This window comes from Olivibacter sp. CPCC 100613 (assembly GCF_036959255.1).
Lineage (GTDB): Bacteria > Bacteroidota > Bacteroidia > Sphingobacteriales > Sphingobacteriaceae > Olivibacter.
Genome location: NZ_JAWMTI010000013.1, coordinates 17,088 through 34,305 on the forward strand (window position 1 = coordinate 17,088; position 17,218 = coordinate 34,305).

Here is a 17,218-nt window from a genome sequence, read left to right on the forward strand (position 1 = left end):
CGAAGCGTATCAATATTTCAGCATATTGTGTCAATTTATAAGGTCATGGAGCGGTGTAAAGGCCTGCACAAGAAATCAAAGAAGGGGGGTGATCGGAAATAAAAACCGTTATCTAGCGTGACACCACATTAATTCCGCTGTTTTAAATTTTCGACGTATTCCGAAGGAGAAACGCCGAATTGTTTGTGGAAATTTCTACCAAAATGGGTTTGCGAACTATATCCTACCATTTCAGCTATTTCATAAATTTTCATTCCACCCTCCGCGAGTAATTCAGCCGCCCGCTTAAGTCGCGCTACATTGATCAGCTCGTTAGGAGTTAAATTCGAAATTGCTTTAATTTTCCGGTATAGAGTCGGCCTACTCATACACATTAAATCAGCTAAATGCTCTACGTCTAAATTTGGATTTTCCAACTTTTGATGAATCAGATCGTTCAATTTCTCCAGAAACAATTCGTCTGATTTTGAATGTGCCATCGTTTTAATATGTACCAAAGGGGAAGAGGCAAAATACTCGCGCAATTTATTTCGATTAGCCAGCAAATTAGCAATTTGAACCTGGAGATACTCCGGTGAAAATGGTTTTTCAACGTAGGCATCCGCACCAAACTCCAATCCTTGTATCTTCGATTGTAAGGTGTTTTTCGCTGTCAATAGGATAATGGGAATATGGCAATATTCAACCGTAGATTTGACTGTCTCGCATAAAGCATAACCATCCATCACGGGCATCATAATATCACTAATAATAAGTTGGACACTTTCATCCGCCAGAAAGTTCAAAGCCTCTTGCCCATCATTGGCGGTAAATACCTGATAATGTTCCTGCAAATCATCTGCTAAGAAATCCAGAATCTCACGATGATCATCTACTAATAGTAAAGTGGGTTTACTTGTAAGGGATTGCATGGTATTTATCATAGATCAGATTCCTTCTGGTTACATGGTAGCGACAATACAAATGTATTAAAGTTTTCGTTATTCTCTGTATCCAAAATCAAACTACCTCGATGCATCTCTGCAAGCGATCGGGCCAACGCCAAACCTAAACCACTCCCAATAGATTTTGTATTTCCTTTAACGCGATAAAAGGGTTCAAAAATCTTCTCTTGTAAATGGGTAGGTATTTGCTCTCCATCACTCGCAATTATAATTCGAAAAAACCTGTCTTCCTTTTGTAACCGAATAACGATCTTACTAATTGCATATTTGAGTGCATTGTTCAGCAGATTGCTTAGCATCTTATCCAATGCTTCCACATCAACATATACCCAAAGCCCTTCTTTTAATACGTCCAGTTTTATCTTTATTCGCAATTCCATTGCTGTTGGCCCCAGTCTCTCAACCTGATCTTTCAGAAACTGAACCACTTCAAGACGCTGATACATAAGAACAAATGCCTGCTCCTCCGTTTTTCGAAAATCTAAAAGTTGCCCTGACAATTCCAGCAAACGGTTGGTATTTTTTTCCATTATTAACAAATTCTTCCGAATGGCAGGCACTTCATTTACCTGCTTAATAATTTTCTCCATAGGCCCCTTTATAAGTGTTAAAGGAGTTCTGATCTCATGAGCAACCTGCGTAAAGAATTCAATTTTTGCACGATACATCTCCTCTTCTTTTTTGTGAGCAAGCTGTTCCAATTTCAATCTGTTCTTTTCCCGTAACCGAAGGTGATAGGAGTTTATTAGGTAATAGACCAGTATAATAATGAATATAGCATACAAAAGATAAGCTGCTTTGCTTGCCCAAAATGGTGGTAAAATGTGAATGGCGAGGACCGCCTCTTTTCCTATACGCGTACCTAAGCTATTAACGGTACTAACCCGAAAAATATACTCTCCCGGAGGCAGTTCCGTAAAGTATGCCTTTCGGTTAGCCTGAAGGTACGTCCAGCCGGGATCCAACCCATCCATTCGATAAACATACTCCGTCATTTCAGGTGATGGATAGCTCAGCGCAGCAAAATCAATACTAAAAGTGGATTGGTTATGCCTTAAAATGATGGTGTCGGTAAAAGTGATCGATTTTTTTAGCGGCGAACCATTTTGATCAATCGCGAGATCTTTATTATAAACCTGAAATCCGGTGAAATAAATTGGCGGCACAAAAGATTTGTCTTGTAACCGGCGCGGGTTGAAGCGAATTAAGCCTTTCACCGTGCCAAAATAAAGCATCCCGTTCCGCGCTTTATACGCTGCATTATAGTTAAATTGATCGCTCAAAAGTCCGTTTGCCACACCAAAAAAACGACTCGTATTCGTACGTGGGTTAAAGCGGATCAAGCCTTTTGAGGTGCTGATCCAAAGATTCTCCTGGTCGTCCTCTTGTACCGTACACACTAGTAGGCTTTGCATAGATTTAGGGAAGTGATATCGCTTGAATTCCCCTGAAAGCTTTTCTAAACGACAAAGCCCTTCCTCTGTGGCAACCCAGAGCCGCCGATCCTTTGTTTCGGTAATGTAAGTCACGCGATTACTCGTCAAGGTTGACACCTTGCCGGGTTGATGACTGTACCGACCTTTTCGACCTGTTTTTGGATTATAATAGTATAAACCATCTCGCCAGGAGCCTGCCCAAACGGTACCATCTTGATCCTCAAAAAGCGATGTATAAAAAATATTTGAGGGAAAATTGCGCATGAGCTGAAAACCATCCTTTTCAAACAGGTATTGATAAATCCCTCGATCTGTCGCTAATAATACCTCACCGGAACGGACGCGTAACATCGTATATATAAAATTACTTCCCAATTGAAAAGGTTCTTCCGAAGCGGTATACTGCCTGAAAACTTCTCCTGTAGAGATCCGCATCAGGTTTAAACCTTGATGAAAGGTGCCTACCCATAAGGTATCTCCGGTTGCTAATAAACCATGGATATTGGAAGAAGACAAAGTTTGACGCTTACCTTCAACTGAAAAATGCTCAAAGCGTCCGTTTACCAGTGATAATTTATTTAATCCTCCATTTTCAGTTCCGATCCATAAATTACCATAATCGTCCGCTGTTATCTCACGAACTGCGCTTCCTATAAGACTATTCTCTCCTTTTTGAGGGAAGAATTTCTCAAAAAAGGTATGTTGTTTGTGATAGTAACTAACCCCACCGAACCAAGATCCAATCCAGATCCCTCCCTCTGCATCACGACAAATGGTATAAACCGCATTATCGCTAATAGACCATTGATTATTATCCTCCTTTTTTAAATGCACAAATCTTTTATATTGATCTTCATAGATAAATACCCCCAACTCGGTAGCAACCATGTATTGCCCCCGATCTGTTTTTTTGATATCATGCACGTAGATAGGCAATTGATCTTCGCTTTTTCCCAACAAATCCTGATAAGTTCCCTCATTTGGATGTAATAGTTTTATCCCTTGCTTTGCTGTACCGATCCACAAGCGTTCGGCGCCATCGTCCCATAAAAGGCAGGTAACCGGTCGCGAACCGATCGAAGTCTTTTTTTCGAAGACTTCGAAGCTTTTTGTACTTCCCGATGCAGGATCGAGCAATTTAATTTCGCCGTTGCTAGAACCGACCCAGACTCCCTTTTGACTTAACGATACGGCGTCTACAGAACTCATACCTAGTTTTCCGAAGTTTCTAATGCCCCCAGACGAGGTATTATAGCATACCAACGACGAAAAAGCAGTATACCATATGTTACCTTTCTTATCCGCTTGAATATGCGCAATGGCCGCATCTTGATGGTGAATGAAGTGATTAAATTTTTCGGTCAGTGGATCATAGATATAAATACCCAGATCGGTTCCGACCCAGATGTTCCCAATACGATCCTCAAACAAACTATGTACAAAATTATTCCCCAAGCTGAGTGAATCTTGGGGATTATGGTTGAAAACTTTGAAGGTATAACCATCAAAACGATTGAGACCATCCCGCGTACCGAACCACATAAATCCTTTACTGTCCTGCATGCTACAAATGACCGCATTATTCGAAAGCCCATTTTCAACTTGATAATGCTTGAAATAATAGGGCTGACAATAAAGTTGTTTTACGCATAAGCAAAACAGGAATACAGTGATTAGTTTTTTTATCATGGCTTATTCAAACTTAGTATTTCTTTTCATTTCGAACAAGATCGCATCTGATTTTTAGTATGAATGACGCTATATTCAATTATTTATAATATAGGGTTTTATTCGGATTTTGTTCGGACCTTATTCGGACTTTATTCGGATATAGCCCAATGAAATTCGATTTATATTCTATTGAATCAATAATTGATTAACTATTAATATGCTTGTCAGTAGCAACTCTTCTTAAATTGTATCAACAAGCTTTTATCACTGCATGGCCTAGGTGGAATATTAGGGAAATCGCTTTTAACATAGATGAAGTCGCCCGATTTCCCAGAGCGGAATATTGAGCCAAAAGATAATTTGGCGAAAGTTTGATACAATAGGATGAGCTTTTTATTATGCTATTTTACGTAATTTGGGATTGAACAACCAATTATGCCATGAAGTGTTTTATTCTTTCGATCATCTTGTCTTTATCCATCACTTACTCCTTTGGACAGGCGATCAAGAATCCGATAATCGATAAAGATTTCCCTGATCCCACTATTATTTACGCCGAGGGATTTTATTATGCTTACGCAACAAATAGCCGTATCGGCGACAAACTGGCCCATATCCAGGTAGCCCGTTCCAAAGATCTTCAAAGCTGGACGCTTTTGGGAGATGCACTTCCTGAAAAACCAAGTTGGGCGGACCGCGATTTTTGGGCTCCTCATGTGTTATTTGATCGTATGTTAGATCAGTTTGTACTTTTTTATTCCGGTGAGTCAGGGAATGGGAAGTGTTTAGGGGTCGCTTACGCTAAACATCCCGCGGGACCATTTAAAGATTCGGGAAAACCTTTATTATGTGGTAAAGGTTTCGAAAATATCGACCCCATGGCATTCATAGATCCTAATACCAACAAGAAATTACTCTATTGGGGTTCAGGACATAAAGCGATTAAAGTCCAAGAGATGGCAGACGATTGGTCACAATTTAGTCTAGGCTCAAAACCCATCGATGTCATGCATCCGGGACAGGAGGAACAATACAGTAAATTAATTGAAGGTGCATGGGTTGATTATCACCAGGGCTATTATTACCTCTATTATTCGGGCGATAATTGTTGTGGACCGGAGGCCAGTTATGCCGTTATGATCGCTCGCTCCAAGACGCCCTTTGGACCGTTTGAACGACTGGGTTCTTACAATCACTCAAATAACAGTGTTTTGCTCGAAAAGGACAGTTTATGGTTAGCACCAGGGCATAATTCCATTTTCCGTGATCCGAAGGGTCATATTTTTATTGCCTACCACGCAATCCCCATTAATACGAAAACAGGCAAACCCGATGGCTATGGTCGTGTCGCGCTTATTAAACGGATTCGCTATCAGAATGGATGGCCACGTGTGGAGGAAATAACTGATACAAAATCGCTGACGCTTGCCGATCCGAGCATTTTCTACGATGATGGTATTTATTATTTATACGGTACGGGAGCGTCCGACGGTTTTCAAGTTTATCGTTCAACGGACCTGAAAAATTGGGAAGGCCCGGTTGGTAAAGCAGCTAATGGTTATGCCTTGCATAAGGATAATTCATTCGGTACCGAAGGATTTTGGGCACCTCAAGTTTTTAAATACAAGAATCTTTTTTATATGGCCTACACGGCTAATGAACAAATTGCCATCGCCAGCAGCGACAGTCCATTAGGCCCTTTTAAACAGCGTGCAAAACAAGCGCTAAACGGATCCACGAAACAAATTGATCCCTTTGTATTCTTTGATGATGGTAAACCCTATATCTATTTCGTAGGCCTGCAAGACGGGAATCGAATTTACGGTGCCGCATTATCATCTGATTTGGATCATATTATAGAAGGAAGTGTCAAAGCCTGTATTCATGCTGATGAACCATGGGAAAATACGGCTAAGGCCAGCTGGCCTGTTACGGAAGGTCCCACTGTCATCAAACATGGCCAGCTATATTACCTCCTTTACTCAGCGAATGATTTCCGCAATCCGGATTATGCTGTTGGCTATGCTACGTCATCACATCCCTTGGGGCCATGGGTAAAACACCCTGGCAATCCAATTATAAATAAGCAATTAGTGGGTGAAGCAGGTACGGGGCATGGCGATATCATTCAAGATCAGCAGGGCAATTTACACTATGTGCTCCACACTCATTTCAAAAACGACCAAGTTGCTCCCCGAAAAACAGCACTCGTTGACCTTAAATTTGAGGATAAGGCGGCGCCACCCTTTATTCAAGTGGATTCAAGTTCCTTTAGATTTTTATACGTTAAGTAGTAGTATATAAAAAGTAGTAGTATATAAAAATTAGTTAAATACCGGCGCCTTCTGTAGTGTAGCAGTAGCCCCTTGTCCTGCTATCTCAGGCCAGCCATCCTTCCAAAATAAAGGATCCATCAACAGAATCCTACGATCGGTACCATTATTTAACTTGCCTTTTCGGGCATCAAAGCCATGGTATAAAAACCAGTCCTGCCCATTATCATCGGTTATAACCCTTGCATTATGTCCGGTTCCTACAAACCGATCATTTCCTTGTATTAGCAAAGTACCACGTGTTCGTTCAGTAATAGGATGCCCTTCCTTATCTAAATACGGTCCCAGTAGCTGTTTTGATCTTCCTACCAGTACGTGGTATTTGCTGTTCAATCCTTCACAGCAAGATCCTTTCGAGCCAAAGAAATAGTAATAACCGCCTCGTTTATGAATCATAACCGCTTCCCAATCTCCTGCTGCAATCTTTATTTTTTTATTGATATCCGCAACCGTTCGACCATCCGCACTGAGTTCAATAGCATAAGTTCCTTGGGTTGGTAAATCGCTGAAGCTTCCCCAAAAAAGGTACTTCTTGCCTTCATCTTCGAAAAAACAAGGGTCAATGGAATTGGGGACATTGACTTCAGCACTGAGCAAGACTTTCCCTTGATCAATGAAATCACCGTTCAATGAATCGGCAATGGCCAAACCAATACCGGGATTCGGGTCTCCCCAGGTAGAAAAGGCGTAATACATATAGTATTTTCCATTGACAAGGTTAACATCAGGTGCCCAAATACCGCCCGCTTTCTTCCATTGCGGCTTTTGCTTTAAAGCATTTTTCACATAATGCCATTCGGTCAAATTCGCCGACTGCAACATGGGTACCCATCGCTGTCCTGCACCGTCACCCCAATCGTCGGCAGTACCAAAAGCATAAAAGAACCCGGTTTTTGGATCCCTTATTACGGACGGATCCGCTAATACAGGTTCAAAGACCGGGTTTTTATACTGTTTATGCTGCTGAGCAGCACAATCGAAAGCAATACAAAAGAAATAGAGGCTCAAAAACCTATACATATTCACTTATTTAACGACAGAAAAGATATATTCCGAAGTTGTTTTATAGACTTTGCCCGGATCCAAGATGATAGATGGAAAACCGGTCTGATTTACTGCATCCGGAAAATGCTGTGTCTCCAGCGCAATCGACGTACGATAGTCGTCTTTGACACCACTTTTCAAAACATTTTCTCCCTTCATAAAATTACCGCCATAAAATTGCAATCCAGGTTGATCGGTAAAAATCTGCATTTTAATACCGCTTCGATCGCCCGTAACGGTTGCAGCTAAGCCATAGGTCTTACCCTTATTCAATACAAAGTTATGATCGTATCCGCCTCCGAACTTCAATTGTTCATTGTCCTGGTCTACCCTGCTGCCAATGGTTTGCGCCGTGGTAAAATCAAAAGGTGTATTCTTAACCGAAGCTAGATTTCCCAATGGAATCAAGGTGCTATCCACGGGTGTATATCGATTAGCATTTACCCGTAAAAGGTGATTGTTAATCGTGCCGGAACCTTCTCCATTCAGGTTAAAAAAGGCGTGATTTGTCAAGTTAACCGGTGTTCTCTTATCGGTTGTTGCCTCGTAATCAAAGCGCAAACCATTGTTTGCCGTTGCGGTATATGTAACTTTAACCGCTAAATTTCCAGGGAAATTTTCCTCTCCATCGGGCGATCGATAACGTAAAACCAACGTGGAATCATTTAGCTGCTCCCCTTCCCATACGACATCTTGAAATCCTTTTTTCCCTCCGTGCAGGGTATTCTGCCCATTATTCGTGAAGATGCTATAGTTTTTTCCATCCAACTCAAATTTCCCTTTCGCTATCCGGTTGCCTACACGGCCGATGGTAGCGCCGTAATATGGCTCAGAAGAAGCTTTGTATTGCGCAGCGGTTGCAAAACCTAAAACAACGTCGACAGGTTTGCTTTCTTTATCCGGCACGGTTAAACTGACCACTCTTCCTCCGTAATTTGTTAGGGTCGCGGTCAAGCCTTTTCCATTATTGATCGTGTAAAGCTTCACTTCTTTTCCGTCTATCTGACCACCGAATGCCGCCGTATTACTTACAGCTGTCGTATCACCTAGATTTGCTTTGTCGCTTTTTTGCTCATTCGAAGGATTATTGCAGGCAAGTGCCGTACAAGCCAACAGGCAATATACATAAGGTTTTATCTTCATATTCATCTTTTATTAAGTGGTCCATCTCTTCCCATCTTCTATGATCGCTTTTTTTAAGCGAATCACTTTAGTCTATCGTTTTCTGGTACAGAGACTGATGCAGCTGATTCAATTGTGTTTCAGGGATTTTAATTACCTCGCGATCATAGGTCATCATTCCATTTGTTTCCACTTCTACATCGGTTGTCTGGGTGTATACGCCCGCGGAAAGCCCTAAAGGAATGAGCTGTTTTAAGTCTTCAACCAACTTCGTATAACGTTTTAACAGTTCATCCTTATTCTTGAAGCTTTGGTACCCCCAGTTGTTCTTTTGCTGCCAGGTATGACCCTCAATCGGTAAGCCCAAGCCACCAAATTCACCTAATACCAGGACTTGTTTTTCGCCAAACAAAGCAGGATCAGGAATAGATGGATCCGGATAGTTGTGAATATCCAATATATGACCTGTTTTTAGGAAATTTCCGCCACTGGCGCTGTTCACTAAACGTGACGGATCGTATTGCATCGTCCATTCGGTAATTTCCTTTGTTTTAAATTGCCCCCAAGCTTCGTTGAAAGGAACCCACACAACGATACTTGGAAAGTTGTGCAATACATCCATAATCGACTTCCATTCTTTTCGATGATAGGCCTCAGATTCTGTAGAACGTTCTTTATCTAAATTATGTCCTGAAAGCTGTCCGGGGTGATTATCCCAACGATTCCCCCCCAAATCACCGCTCGGCATATCCTGCCACACCAATAGACCAACACTATCGCAATAACGATACCAACGCGCAGGCTCCACCTTGATATGCTTACGAATCATATTGAAACCCATCTCTTTGGTTTTTATAATATCAAACAGCAAAGCTTCATCTGTTGGAGCGGTATACAAGCCATCTGGCCACCAACCTTGGTCGAGTGGACCGTATTGAAATACAAATTCATTATTTAACATCAATCGCTGAATCCCCTTGTTATCTTTTGCCATTGATATTTTTCGCATGGCAAAATAGCTGGTCACTTTGTCCACCACTTTTCCTTTCCGAAGAACCGATACCTGTAAATTATAAAGTTTCGGGTTGGATGGCGACCAGTGTTGAGCGTCCGATAAGGTCAAAGTTGCTTCCGATCCAGCGGTGACTGTCTCCTCATGCAAAACTTTCTCGCCATCCAGTGCCACGACTTTAACTTGATCACCACTTTGACTTCCTTCTACCTGTGCATAAAACTTCAGTGATTTATTATCCACATCCGGTGTTTGTTTTGTACTAGCCACATATGTTTTTGGTACATTTTCCAGCCAAACGGTTTGCCATATACCCGTAACTGGTGTATACCAGATTCCCTCGGGTTTATTCACTTGCTTTCCACGAGGTTGAGGTCCTTCATCGGTAGGATCCCAAACACGAATCGCTATTTCTTGTGTCTTCCCTTTTTTAAGGTATTTGCTGATATTAAAATAAAATGGATCAAAACCTCCTTGATGGCTACCTACCTGCTGACCATTAATATAGACATCGCATTGCCAATCAACGGCCCCAAAATGTAACAAGACATCTTCCTTACTATTGACTGTTTCCAGTTTAATGGTATTCTTATACCATAAGGCCTGATCTTTGCCTACGGTTTTTCCTACCCCCGATAGGGCAGACTCAACAGCAAAAGGTACGAGAATTTCTCCCTGGAAATTGCCTGGAATATTTTGCTCCGTTTTTGAGGTTATGGCATATTGCCAAAGGCCGTTCAGGTTTTGCCAGCTTTTGCGTACCAGTTGTGGTCTTGGATATTCTTGAAGCGTTTCTTTCGGATTTACTTTCTCAGCCCAAGGCGACATAATTTTATCCCCAACCGGTTTCCAATTTGCGTCTTGTGCAACAGCTAGTTGTGAACTAATAAAAAGTAAGGATCCAAAAATCAAGTTACGTGTCATGCGTTCGTTTATATGTAAAATAAAAATATTAATTCGTTGTCTCGGTAAGCGATTGAATCAAGGCAACCTCTTCCTTATTATAAGGAGTGCCGTCTTTTCTCAAGATATCATGAAACCATACTTTCGGTGGTGCGTCATACGACTTAGACCAACTATCCCACGCGTAAATAGTCTGCGTTTTTCCATCTACAAAGCCCCAGTTGTAGGCCCCCACTTTATACTTCTTTGCAATGGGTAAACTGCCTTCAAAGGTGCTTTGGTTCGGTCTAGCCATATATTCCGTACATAATAGCGGACGCCCATATCCCTGCAATTGCTTAATACGTGTTTCAAAGGATGTAGGATCTTCGTAATTATGAAAAGTAATAATATCCGAAGCCGCCAATTGCAAGCGTTGTATCGGTGTCAAAGCAGTAGAATCAGACCAATCACCCCCATCCCATAAGCCGGAAGTTAGGGGTTGACTTGGTTGACTGGCACGTGCCCAATCAAACGTTTTCTTAAGCAAATTGTAAACATAGCTGTCCTTATCCGCTAATTCCACTTTGCCGTAAGAGCTTTTGTTCGGATTATTGGGTTCGTTCCAAAGATCCCAGCCCAAAATACGTTTATCTTGTGCGAAATGGGCCACTACACCTTTGATATAACGTTCTAGTTTAGGATATTGTGTACTATCCTTTAATTTTTCTGACCCCGGACTTTGAACCCAGCCCGAATTATGAACATGCGGTTTTGGCTCCCGCTGCTTTCCCAACTGAGGGAAAGGATCCCAGCATGAATCGAAGAAAACAAATAAGGGTTTGATACGATGTTTGTCTGCAATCGTTAAAAAGGTGTCCATGCGCTTCAAAAAAGCGGCACTATCTTGCTCATAAACGAGATCATGAAGGTATACGCGAACGGTATTAAAGCCCAAATCGGCTGCCCATCCAAGCTCTTTGTTAATTGTTAGTGTATCAAAGCTGTCGCTCTGCCACATCTCCAGTTGATTAATAGCCGTACTCGGACTAAAATTGCAGCCTACAAGCCACGGTTGTTCTTCATACCATTTATTCGCCTCTTCGGCCGACCAACGTGTTGACGTTGCTTCCACTGCTTGCTGATCCCCACCTTTATTAACGGTCGAAGAACAGCTTATGAGCCAGCTCGTGGAAATAATTAATGAAATTCCTAAAAGTGTTGATAGCTTCATATCGATTTGCTAATTGGTTTATCGCTTGATAAAAAATCTTCCAATCAAAGGAAACGATTATCGTACGATAAACCAACAAGTGCTGTGTCAATTTTTCTTTATATTGTCTCAAAATAGGCATTAGACATGCAGTCTTAGCTGTTCGTTGACTTCAGCATGCAATATCGATTTCGGCTACCGTTGTCAATACATTTCTGCTACCCAACTCGTTAACTACGCAACTATTTAGCCATTTCCTTCTCCAACATTTTCACAAAATAACCACCAACGACTGAGCGGGCACGGAAACCGACCGATTTTCCATCCGTAGTTTCATGCCAGTCGCTTAACGGAATGCGATCGGGGGTTTCGTTGGCAAATTTCCAAACCGGGTTTACAAATGTCTCGAAATCGGCATCATCGGCGAGTGTAGCAGTCCATAAAATCCAATCCGATTTGCTATAGGTCTTTCTACTATCCAAAGGTAAACCGTAAGTCTGTTGTTTGGTTTTGTAAAACGCAATTTCTTTTTCAACCACCTCTTTGGGAAAAATATTCAACTTCAACAGCTTATCCCATATCAAGTTGTATTTTTGGCTCCAGGTATCCTTTTGGCCGAAAGCTAGGGTATAATGGTCGCCATTAGCGGCAAGCTTCATCCATTCGGCAGCCATTTGTCTTGCCAAATCGAAATGCTCCTTTGCTACCGCTTCTTTTTTCAACATTTCGGCTAGTTTCGCATAAGAAGCGATTCCCATTATAGCCTTCACAGATAAATTGGCGTTTCGCGCCAAGTGTCCTGCAAAATCATCTGTACATAGCTGATTCGCTGGATCAAGGCCTTCTTTTTTCAAGAAATCAGTCCATGTCGTCAATGTTTCCCAATGTTTCTCCGCAAAATGCGCATTACCATCTCTTACCGCAATAGCTGCAGTTAATGTAATCATATTCCCCGCTTCTTCTACTGGCATATCTTCACCGTAGGTTTGACCGTTAGCCAGCGGGTAAGTACCTACATCATGTGAGGGAAAAGGTTTCTTCCATCTCCCACTTTCCGAATATTCAAAAATAAAACGCAGCAAACCTTTCGCAAGTTCCGTATTATACAAAATAAAAAGTGGTGCAGATGGATAGGTAACATCCACAGTTCCAATAGAACCATTCGAAAAGTTTTCTTTGGAGAAGAATAGTAATTCGCCGTTGGTATTGGCCACCACCTTGTGAGCAGCAATTGCTTGCCGATAAGCCAAGTTGCATAGATCAGCATAATGCTGCCCCCCGGCACTTTTGGCATCAGCCGACAGCTTTTTATCAAAAGATTGGCATGCCTGCATTAAGCGATCGTAATCTTTCTCCGCTGCTTGAATCATATCAAGTGCACCTGTCTTATTATCCCGTCGCCACCATGGACGCAGATTTTTACCAAAATATTGTACTGAATATTCGTCGTCATAAGCGATTACTAAATGCTCTGAAACTGCGTCTGACACTTTACCCAAAGTCATCTCAACCCCCATGAGTATATCAGCGGCATAACCGACCTTTGCTGACGAAGCGCCCCCTTGTTGCGCTATATGTGCAACAAAATCTTGCAAGGTGTTTGGTGTTGTGCTAATAGACTCCTTTTTTGTGGCCGCGATATAGGCCTTTCCCCAATCGATTCGAACATTATCCCCTTTTTTTCCCAATAATTGCTGACTTGTGGTTCCAACGGATTGTATCAATAATTGATCATGATCCTCCGTCGCTACTTTTACTTCTTGATTGGCTTTGTCAGCGCTTACTTTTCCCGAGAGTGCGAACCAGATCTTTACATCGTGGGCTTTACCGTCCTTGGATGCTGATTTAAAAGTAAGGTACGAGGCCGGTCTCGCCAATACCTCCAATTGATCCATCAATAAAGGTGAAGTAAAAGTCAGATCGATAGCAACCCCTCCTGCATCGAAGGAGTAGGCCGTTTGCGTTGCCGTCAAATGTACCGCTGTTTGTTTAGCTAATTCGGTATCCAACAATCTCTTCTCCTGTACCAACCCCACATCAATGAAAGCACCACCACGATCATTGCGGCAGTGTACGGACAGGATATTCTCTCCCTTTCTAAGTGCTTGTATACCCTCGGCAGTTAAATCCCTTTGACCGTAATCGAGTATAAAATTCGGATCTTCATAAGCCAATACACCATTAATAAAAACTTGTACCGCATCATCGTGACTGATCAGTAATTTCGGATCATTGGGGATCTCATCTAAGGTAAACGTTCTTCTATACCAAATCTCCTTATCGTAGCGCGATGCTGACTTCATGGGGTTATCTACCGAATTATCGCCAAAAGGTGCCATTCCTGTTTTCCATGATTGATCGCTAAATTCTGCTGCTTCCCAGCCATTTCCGGGATTGTCATACGTATAGCGTACGTCATAAGGTTTCTTCTGAGCAGTCGGCACTACATCTTCCAACAGCGAAATCGCATTACTTGCCAATTGGTATACTTTCCCGTCCACTTGCGCAAGTGCAATAAGTGGCTGATCTTCGCCCGTCCAATGTTTGGTAGACTGGGCATTTAAGGTATCTCCAAAAGACCAGATGCTGAAATAGGGATCGTGCGTGATTAAGGGATAAGCGGGAGCCCTTAAACTTTGTTCCATTTCCGTTGATGCCTGCTTATCTGCACCGCTTCCACAACTTAATAGGAAGCCTAAGCTAATCATCAGCGCACTAAACATGGTGTTTTTTTTCATCTTCTATTGTATTGTTTGTTTTAGTATATCCATTGTTAGCTGTTAGCTAATCCCTTAAAACTAATACCTAATCACCGGAAAAGCACTAATCCGCAATCTTGCTGCCCCCATGGGTATAAGTTCTAGCTCTTCTGCCTTCGTATTCACCTGTACCGGACTGGCTGGCAATACATCCGTTAACCCATATTGATCGATTTTCCAATCAGGAATTTGTTTACCCTTGACTTTTAGCCGTACCGGTACACTTTCGGGCGTAAAGGGGAAGTTATCCTGTGGCCATTCTTTTTGTATCACCTCAATAAGATCTTCCGGCTTTTGGCCATTATACAAGAGACCATAATTCCATGATGATGCGGGTATGATCTCAAAGGAAGGCCACTTTTCAGGATCGGCACTCGCTTGCCACTTAGAATCGCCAATGGCTGAAGCTTTGCTATCTTTTTTGATATAACGCTCCTGGATCTTGAGTGAATAAGTGAGCGGTCCTCTATTAATACTGATACTTCCCTTATTCTTTTCCCATTTTTTAATGACAAGTGGCATAGGCAATTGTAAAGTTACCTGATCACCTTCCTTCCATGTTCTGTCGATCTTGACGTAAGAGCCCGCTTGAAACGTTTGTTCTACTGGTTTTCCATTTATCGATACATTTGCTTGATCACACCAATTGGGGATCCGTATATAATAAGGGAAGCGTACGGCATCTACCGTATGCACGGTAAATGAAACCTGATCATCAAAAGGATAGTGCCCGGCAGATTCGATGCTGACTTCTTGCCCATCTGCTACTTTTGCCGTTACAATGGCTTCAGCAAAAAGCAAAGCAGCCAAGCCATTATCCGGGGTCGCCATAAAAACATGTTCTGCATAATATGGCCATCCTTGTGCGTGGTTATGTTGACAACATCTCGAACTAAAAGGGTTCATCATTAAAAAGGGGCCGGTATTATCAATGCCGGGATGATGATTTTTACTATCGCTCACAGACATGTTGGGACTCGTGATATAACGCAGTGCCTTAAAATCAGGCATGACCGCTGCGGGATAGGTATTGAAAGCAACTTCTTCCGTATGATCGGCCCAAAAGGGATCACCCGTTATTCCCATTAATATTTCATCTGAAGCCATTTGCTCCACCATACCGCAAGTTTCCACCCCTTGCCGCGGGTCGGTGTAACCTACTCTTGCATTTTCATCGGCGCCAAACATGCCCCCCGGTACATTTCCGAAACGTTCCCGAATGATATCGAAATTACGATAGCTTGCTTTCAGATCGCTTGGATCACCTGTTTGTAAATAATATGTAGCAGGCTCGCGGAAGCATTGCGCAATATTGACGTTATGCCAATTTGGGAGGTTATTCTGTTGTTTCCAATCGGCTGTATTGCGGTGAATTTTCTTGGCCAAATCCAAAAGCCATTCCTTACCTTGTGTTCGATTATAAAGCCAATAGATACTATACAGATTGTCACCTCCTCGGCTATTTTCCCAATAATCCTTCAGTAATTTATCTTCCGGAAGTTGACGCTGCCAGGCGAAATATTTTTCCATAAAAGATAATACGCGCTCATCCTTACTATATTCATAGTAGGACTGTAAGCACCAAAGCATGATCATATTGCCCCAAAGATCCGGTTTACCCTCTTTCAAAACGAGCGGTCCGAAGTAACCATCTTCCCGTTGACTTTCCAACGCGGCGTTAAGCCATACTTTTGCCTCTTCTATAATTCGATCGTCCTTTAAGATATAACCCAGATTTGCATAACCTTTCAACCAATAGGGAACCTCTTCCCAACCATGATCACCACTTCCATCCTTACTCAGCCAGGCATTGTTTTTCTTGGCCAGCCAAGCACTGATCTCGCCAAGATGCCCCGTTAAACCATCGCGCTGCAATTCCAAATATTTCCGCAACCAGCCTTTCGGTTGTATGGAGCCAACAGGAAGTTTGACGAAATAAGAAGATCGCAAAGGCTTTCGGTTGGAGAGGTAGCTCACATTACTAGCTGTTGTATCAGGCCTATCTACATTGCTAACTTCTTCCCGAGATGATGCTTTGCAAGAGACAAAGGCAATGATGAATGAAAATAAAATGTTGCGCATAAAAGTTGTCGATTCCATCATAAGTCAGGCTATTTTAAACGAACTACTTCCGAAAAAATACCTTGATCTGATCCACTGGGCCAAACACAAATCCGACCAAATAAAGCTTTTGCATTAACCGCTTTAGCATTGTCAGAAAAATCGACATCTAAAGCCATTTCGCCTACTCGAACGTCATCTCCGGAAAATTCCGAACGTACAATGTTTGATACTTCATCTACAAATGTAGTTGTATTTAGCAGCAATATCACCCGATCGATTTGTGATGCGTCAACTATCTGATTAATTGTAAAAGAAGTATTCATCACACTGCCATTCAAGGAGATCGACGGATTCGAAATTGTAAAGTAAGGAGTTACTTCTAAATCTACAGAAGTACTTCCTCTCAATTCGACCTCTGTGGTATCACGTGTATTGAGCCACGGACCGTTACCGTCCCGCGTAACCAATTTATAATGTCCGTCAAATAATTTCGCAGAAAAACTACCATCTTGGCCGACAAAAACATCCAAAGGGCTTCGAAAGTCGTAACCCTCCTGAAATAACTGTATTCTGACACTTTGATTACTTCCCTTTAATTGAAGAGGTTCTCCCTGATAAACGATGCGACCAGTCAGAGTGGAAGTTGGCTCTTCGTAATTATCTTTTCCACAGCTAGAGACAAGCGTCACAAAGATTAATAAGCAATATATACTATACTTTTTCATAATATCTAACAAT

At 42.0% G+C, this 17,218-nt stretch carries 10 protein-coding genes; 1 reads left to right on the forward strand and 9 read right to left on the reverse strand.

Annotated elements, in window-relative coordinates:
* Positions 1-128 precede the first annotated feature (128 nt).
* A complete protein-coding gene (locus tag RYH73_RS25155; RefSeq protein ID WP_335316190.1) occupies positions 129-911 on the reverse strand; it encodes a response regulator transcription factor in 783 nt (260 codons plus the stop codon).
* A gap of 8 nt (positions 912-919) precedes the next feature.
* Complete coding sequence (locus RYH73_RS25160; RefSeq protein ID WP_335316191.1) at positions 920-4,069, reverse strand: ligand-binding sensor domain-containing protein; 3,150 nt, start codon at positions 4,067-4,069, stop codon at positions 920-922.
* Between the two features lie 422 nt (positions 4,070-4,491).
* Here RYH73_RS25160 and RYH73_RS25165 point away from each other — a divergent pair, with 422 nt between their 5' ends.
* Positions 4,492-6,345 (forward strand): family 43 glycosylhydrolase, encoded by a 1,854-nt coding sequence (locus RYH73_RS25165; protein WP_335316192.1) that lies wholly within the window; start codon positions 4,492-4,494, stop codon positions 6,343-6,345.
* Positions 6,346-6,375: 30 nt separating this feature from the next.
* Here RYH73_RS25165 and RYH73_RS25170 read toward each other — a convergent pair whose 3' ends face one another.
* The 7 genes from RYH73_RS25170 to RYH73_RS25200 all read right to left on the reverse strand — a co-directional run bounded on the left by RYH73_RS25170 (position 6,376) and on the right by RYH73_RS25200 (position 17,205).
* Entirely contained in the window at positions 6,376-7,404 is a 1,029-nt protein-coding gene (locus RYH73_RS25170; RefSeq protein ID WP_335316193.1) for a family 43 glycosylhydrolase, read from the reverse strand.
* A 6-nt stretch (positions 7,405-7,410) separates the two neighbouring features.
* Positions 7,411-8,571 carry an aldose epimerase family protein gene (locus RYH73_RS25175; RefSeq protein ID WP_335316194.1) on the reverse strand — a complete coding sequence of 387 codons (1,161 nt, stop codon included), beginning with the start codon at positions 8,569-8,571 and terminating at the stop codon, positions 7,411-7,413.
* A 67-nt stretch (positions 8,572-8,638) separates the two neighbouring features.
* Positions 8,639-10,486, reverse strand: a complete 1,848-nt coding sequence (locus RYH73_RS25180) for a glycoside hydrolase family 2 protein (RefSeq protein ID WP_335316195.1) — start codon at positions 10,484-10,486, stop codon at positions 8,639-8,641.
* 28 nt (positions 10,487-10,514) lie between these two features.
* Positions 10,515-11,678 carry a 1,4-beta-xylanase gene (locus RYH73_RS25185; protein WP_335316196.1) on the reverse strand — a complete coding sequence of 388 codons (1,164 nt, stop codon included), beginning with the start codon at positions 11,676-11,678 and terminating at the stop codon, positions 10,515-10,517.
* A 221-nt stretch (positions 11,679-11,899) separates the two neighbouring features.
* A complete protein-coding gene (locus RYH73_RS25190; protein ID WP_335316197.1) occupies positions 11,900-14,395 on the reverse strand; it encodes a glutaminase family protein in 2,496 nt (831 codons plus the stop codon).
* A 60-nt stretch (positions 14,396-14,455) separates the two neighbouring features.
* The gene (locus RYH73_RS25195; RefSeq protein WP_335316198.1) at positions 14,456-16,519 is read right to left on the reverse strand and encodes a beta-L-arabinofuranosidase domain-containing protein; all 2,064 of its coding nucleotides are present in this window, start codon (positions 16,517-16,519) and stop codon (positions 14,456-14,458) included.
* A gap of 8 nt (positions 16,520-16,527) precedes the next feature.
* Entirely contained in the window at positions 16,528-17,205 is a 678-nt protein-coding gene (locus tag RYH73_RS25200; protein ID WP_335316199.1) for a DUF3823 domain-containing protein, read from the reverse strand.
* Positions 17,206-17,218: the final 13 nt, after the last annotated feature.

Excerpts from the sequence above, each read along its gene's own strand:
- RYH73_RS25180 (WP_335316195.1), bottom strand. The coding sequence starts at position 10,486 with ATGACACGTAACTTGATTTTTGGATCCTTACTTTTTATTAGTTCACAA.
- RYH73_RS25195 (WP_335316198.1), bottom strand. The coding sequence starts at position 16,519 with ATGATGGAATCGACAACTTTTATGCGCAACATTTTATTTTCATTCATC.
- RYH73_RS25155 (WP_335316190.1), bottom strand. The coding sequence starts at position 911 with ATGCAATCCCTTACAAGTAAACCCACTTTACTATTAGTAGATGATCAT.
- RYH73_RS25160 (WP_335316191.1), bottom strand. The coding sequence starts at position 4,069 with ATGATAAAAAAACTAATCACTGTATTCCTGTTTTGCTTATGCGTAAAA.
- RYH73_RS25190 (WP_335316197.1), bottom strand. The coding sequence starts at position 14,395 with ATGAAAAAAAACACCATGTTTAGTGCGCTGATGATTAGCTTAGGCTTC.
- RYH73_RS25185 (WP_335316196.1), bottom strand. The coding sequence starts at position 11,678 with ATGAAGCTATCAACACTTTTAGGAATTTCATTAATTATTTCCACGAGC.
- RYH73_RS25165 (WP_335316192.1), top strand. The coding sequence starts at position 4,492 with ATGAAGTGTTTTATTCTTTCGATCATCTTGTCTTTATCCATCACTTAC.
- RYH73_RS25170 (WP_335316193.1), bottom strand. The coding sequence starts at position 7,404 with ATGTATAGGTTTTTGAGCCTCTATTTCTTTTGTATTGCTTTCGATTGT.
- RYH73_RS25200 (WP_335316199.1), bottom strand. The coding sequence starts at position 17,205 with ATGAAAAAGTATAGTATATATTGCTTATTAATCTTTGTGACGCTTGTC.
- RYH73_RS25175 (WP_335316194.1), bottom strand. The coding sequence starts at position 8,571 with ATGAAGATAAAACCTTATGTATATTGCCTGTTGGCTTGTACGGCACTT.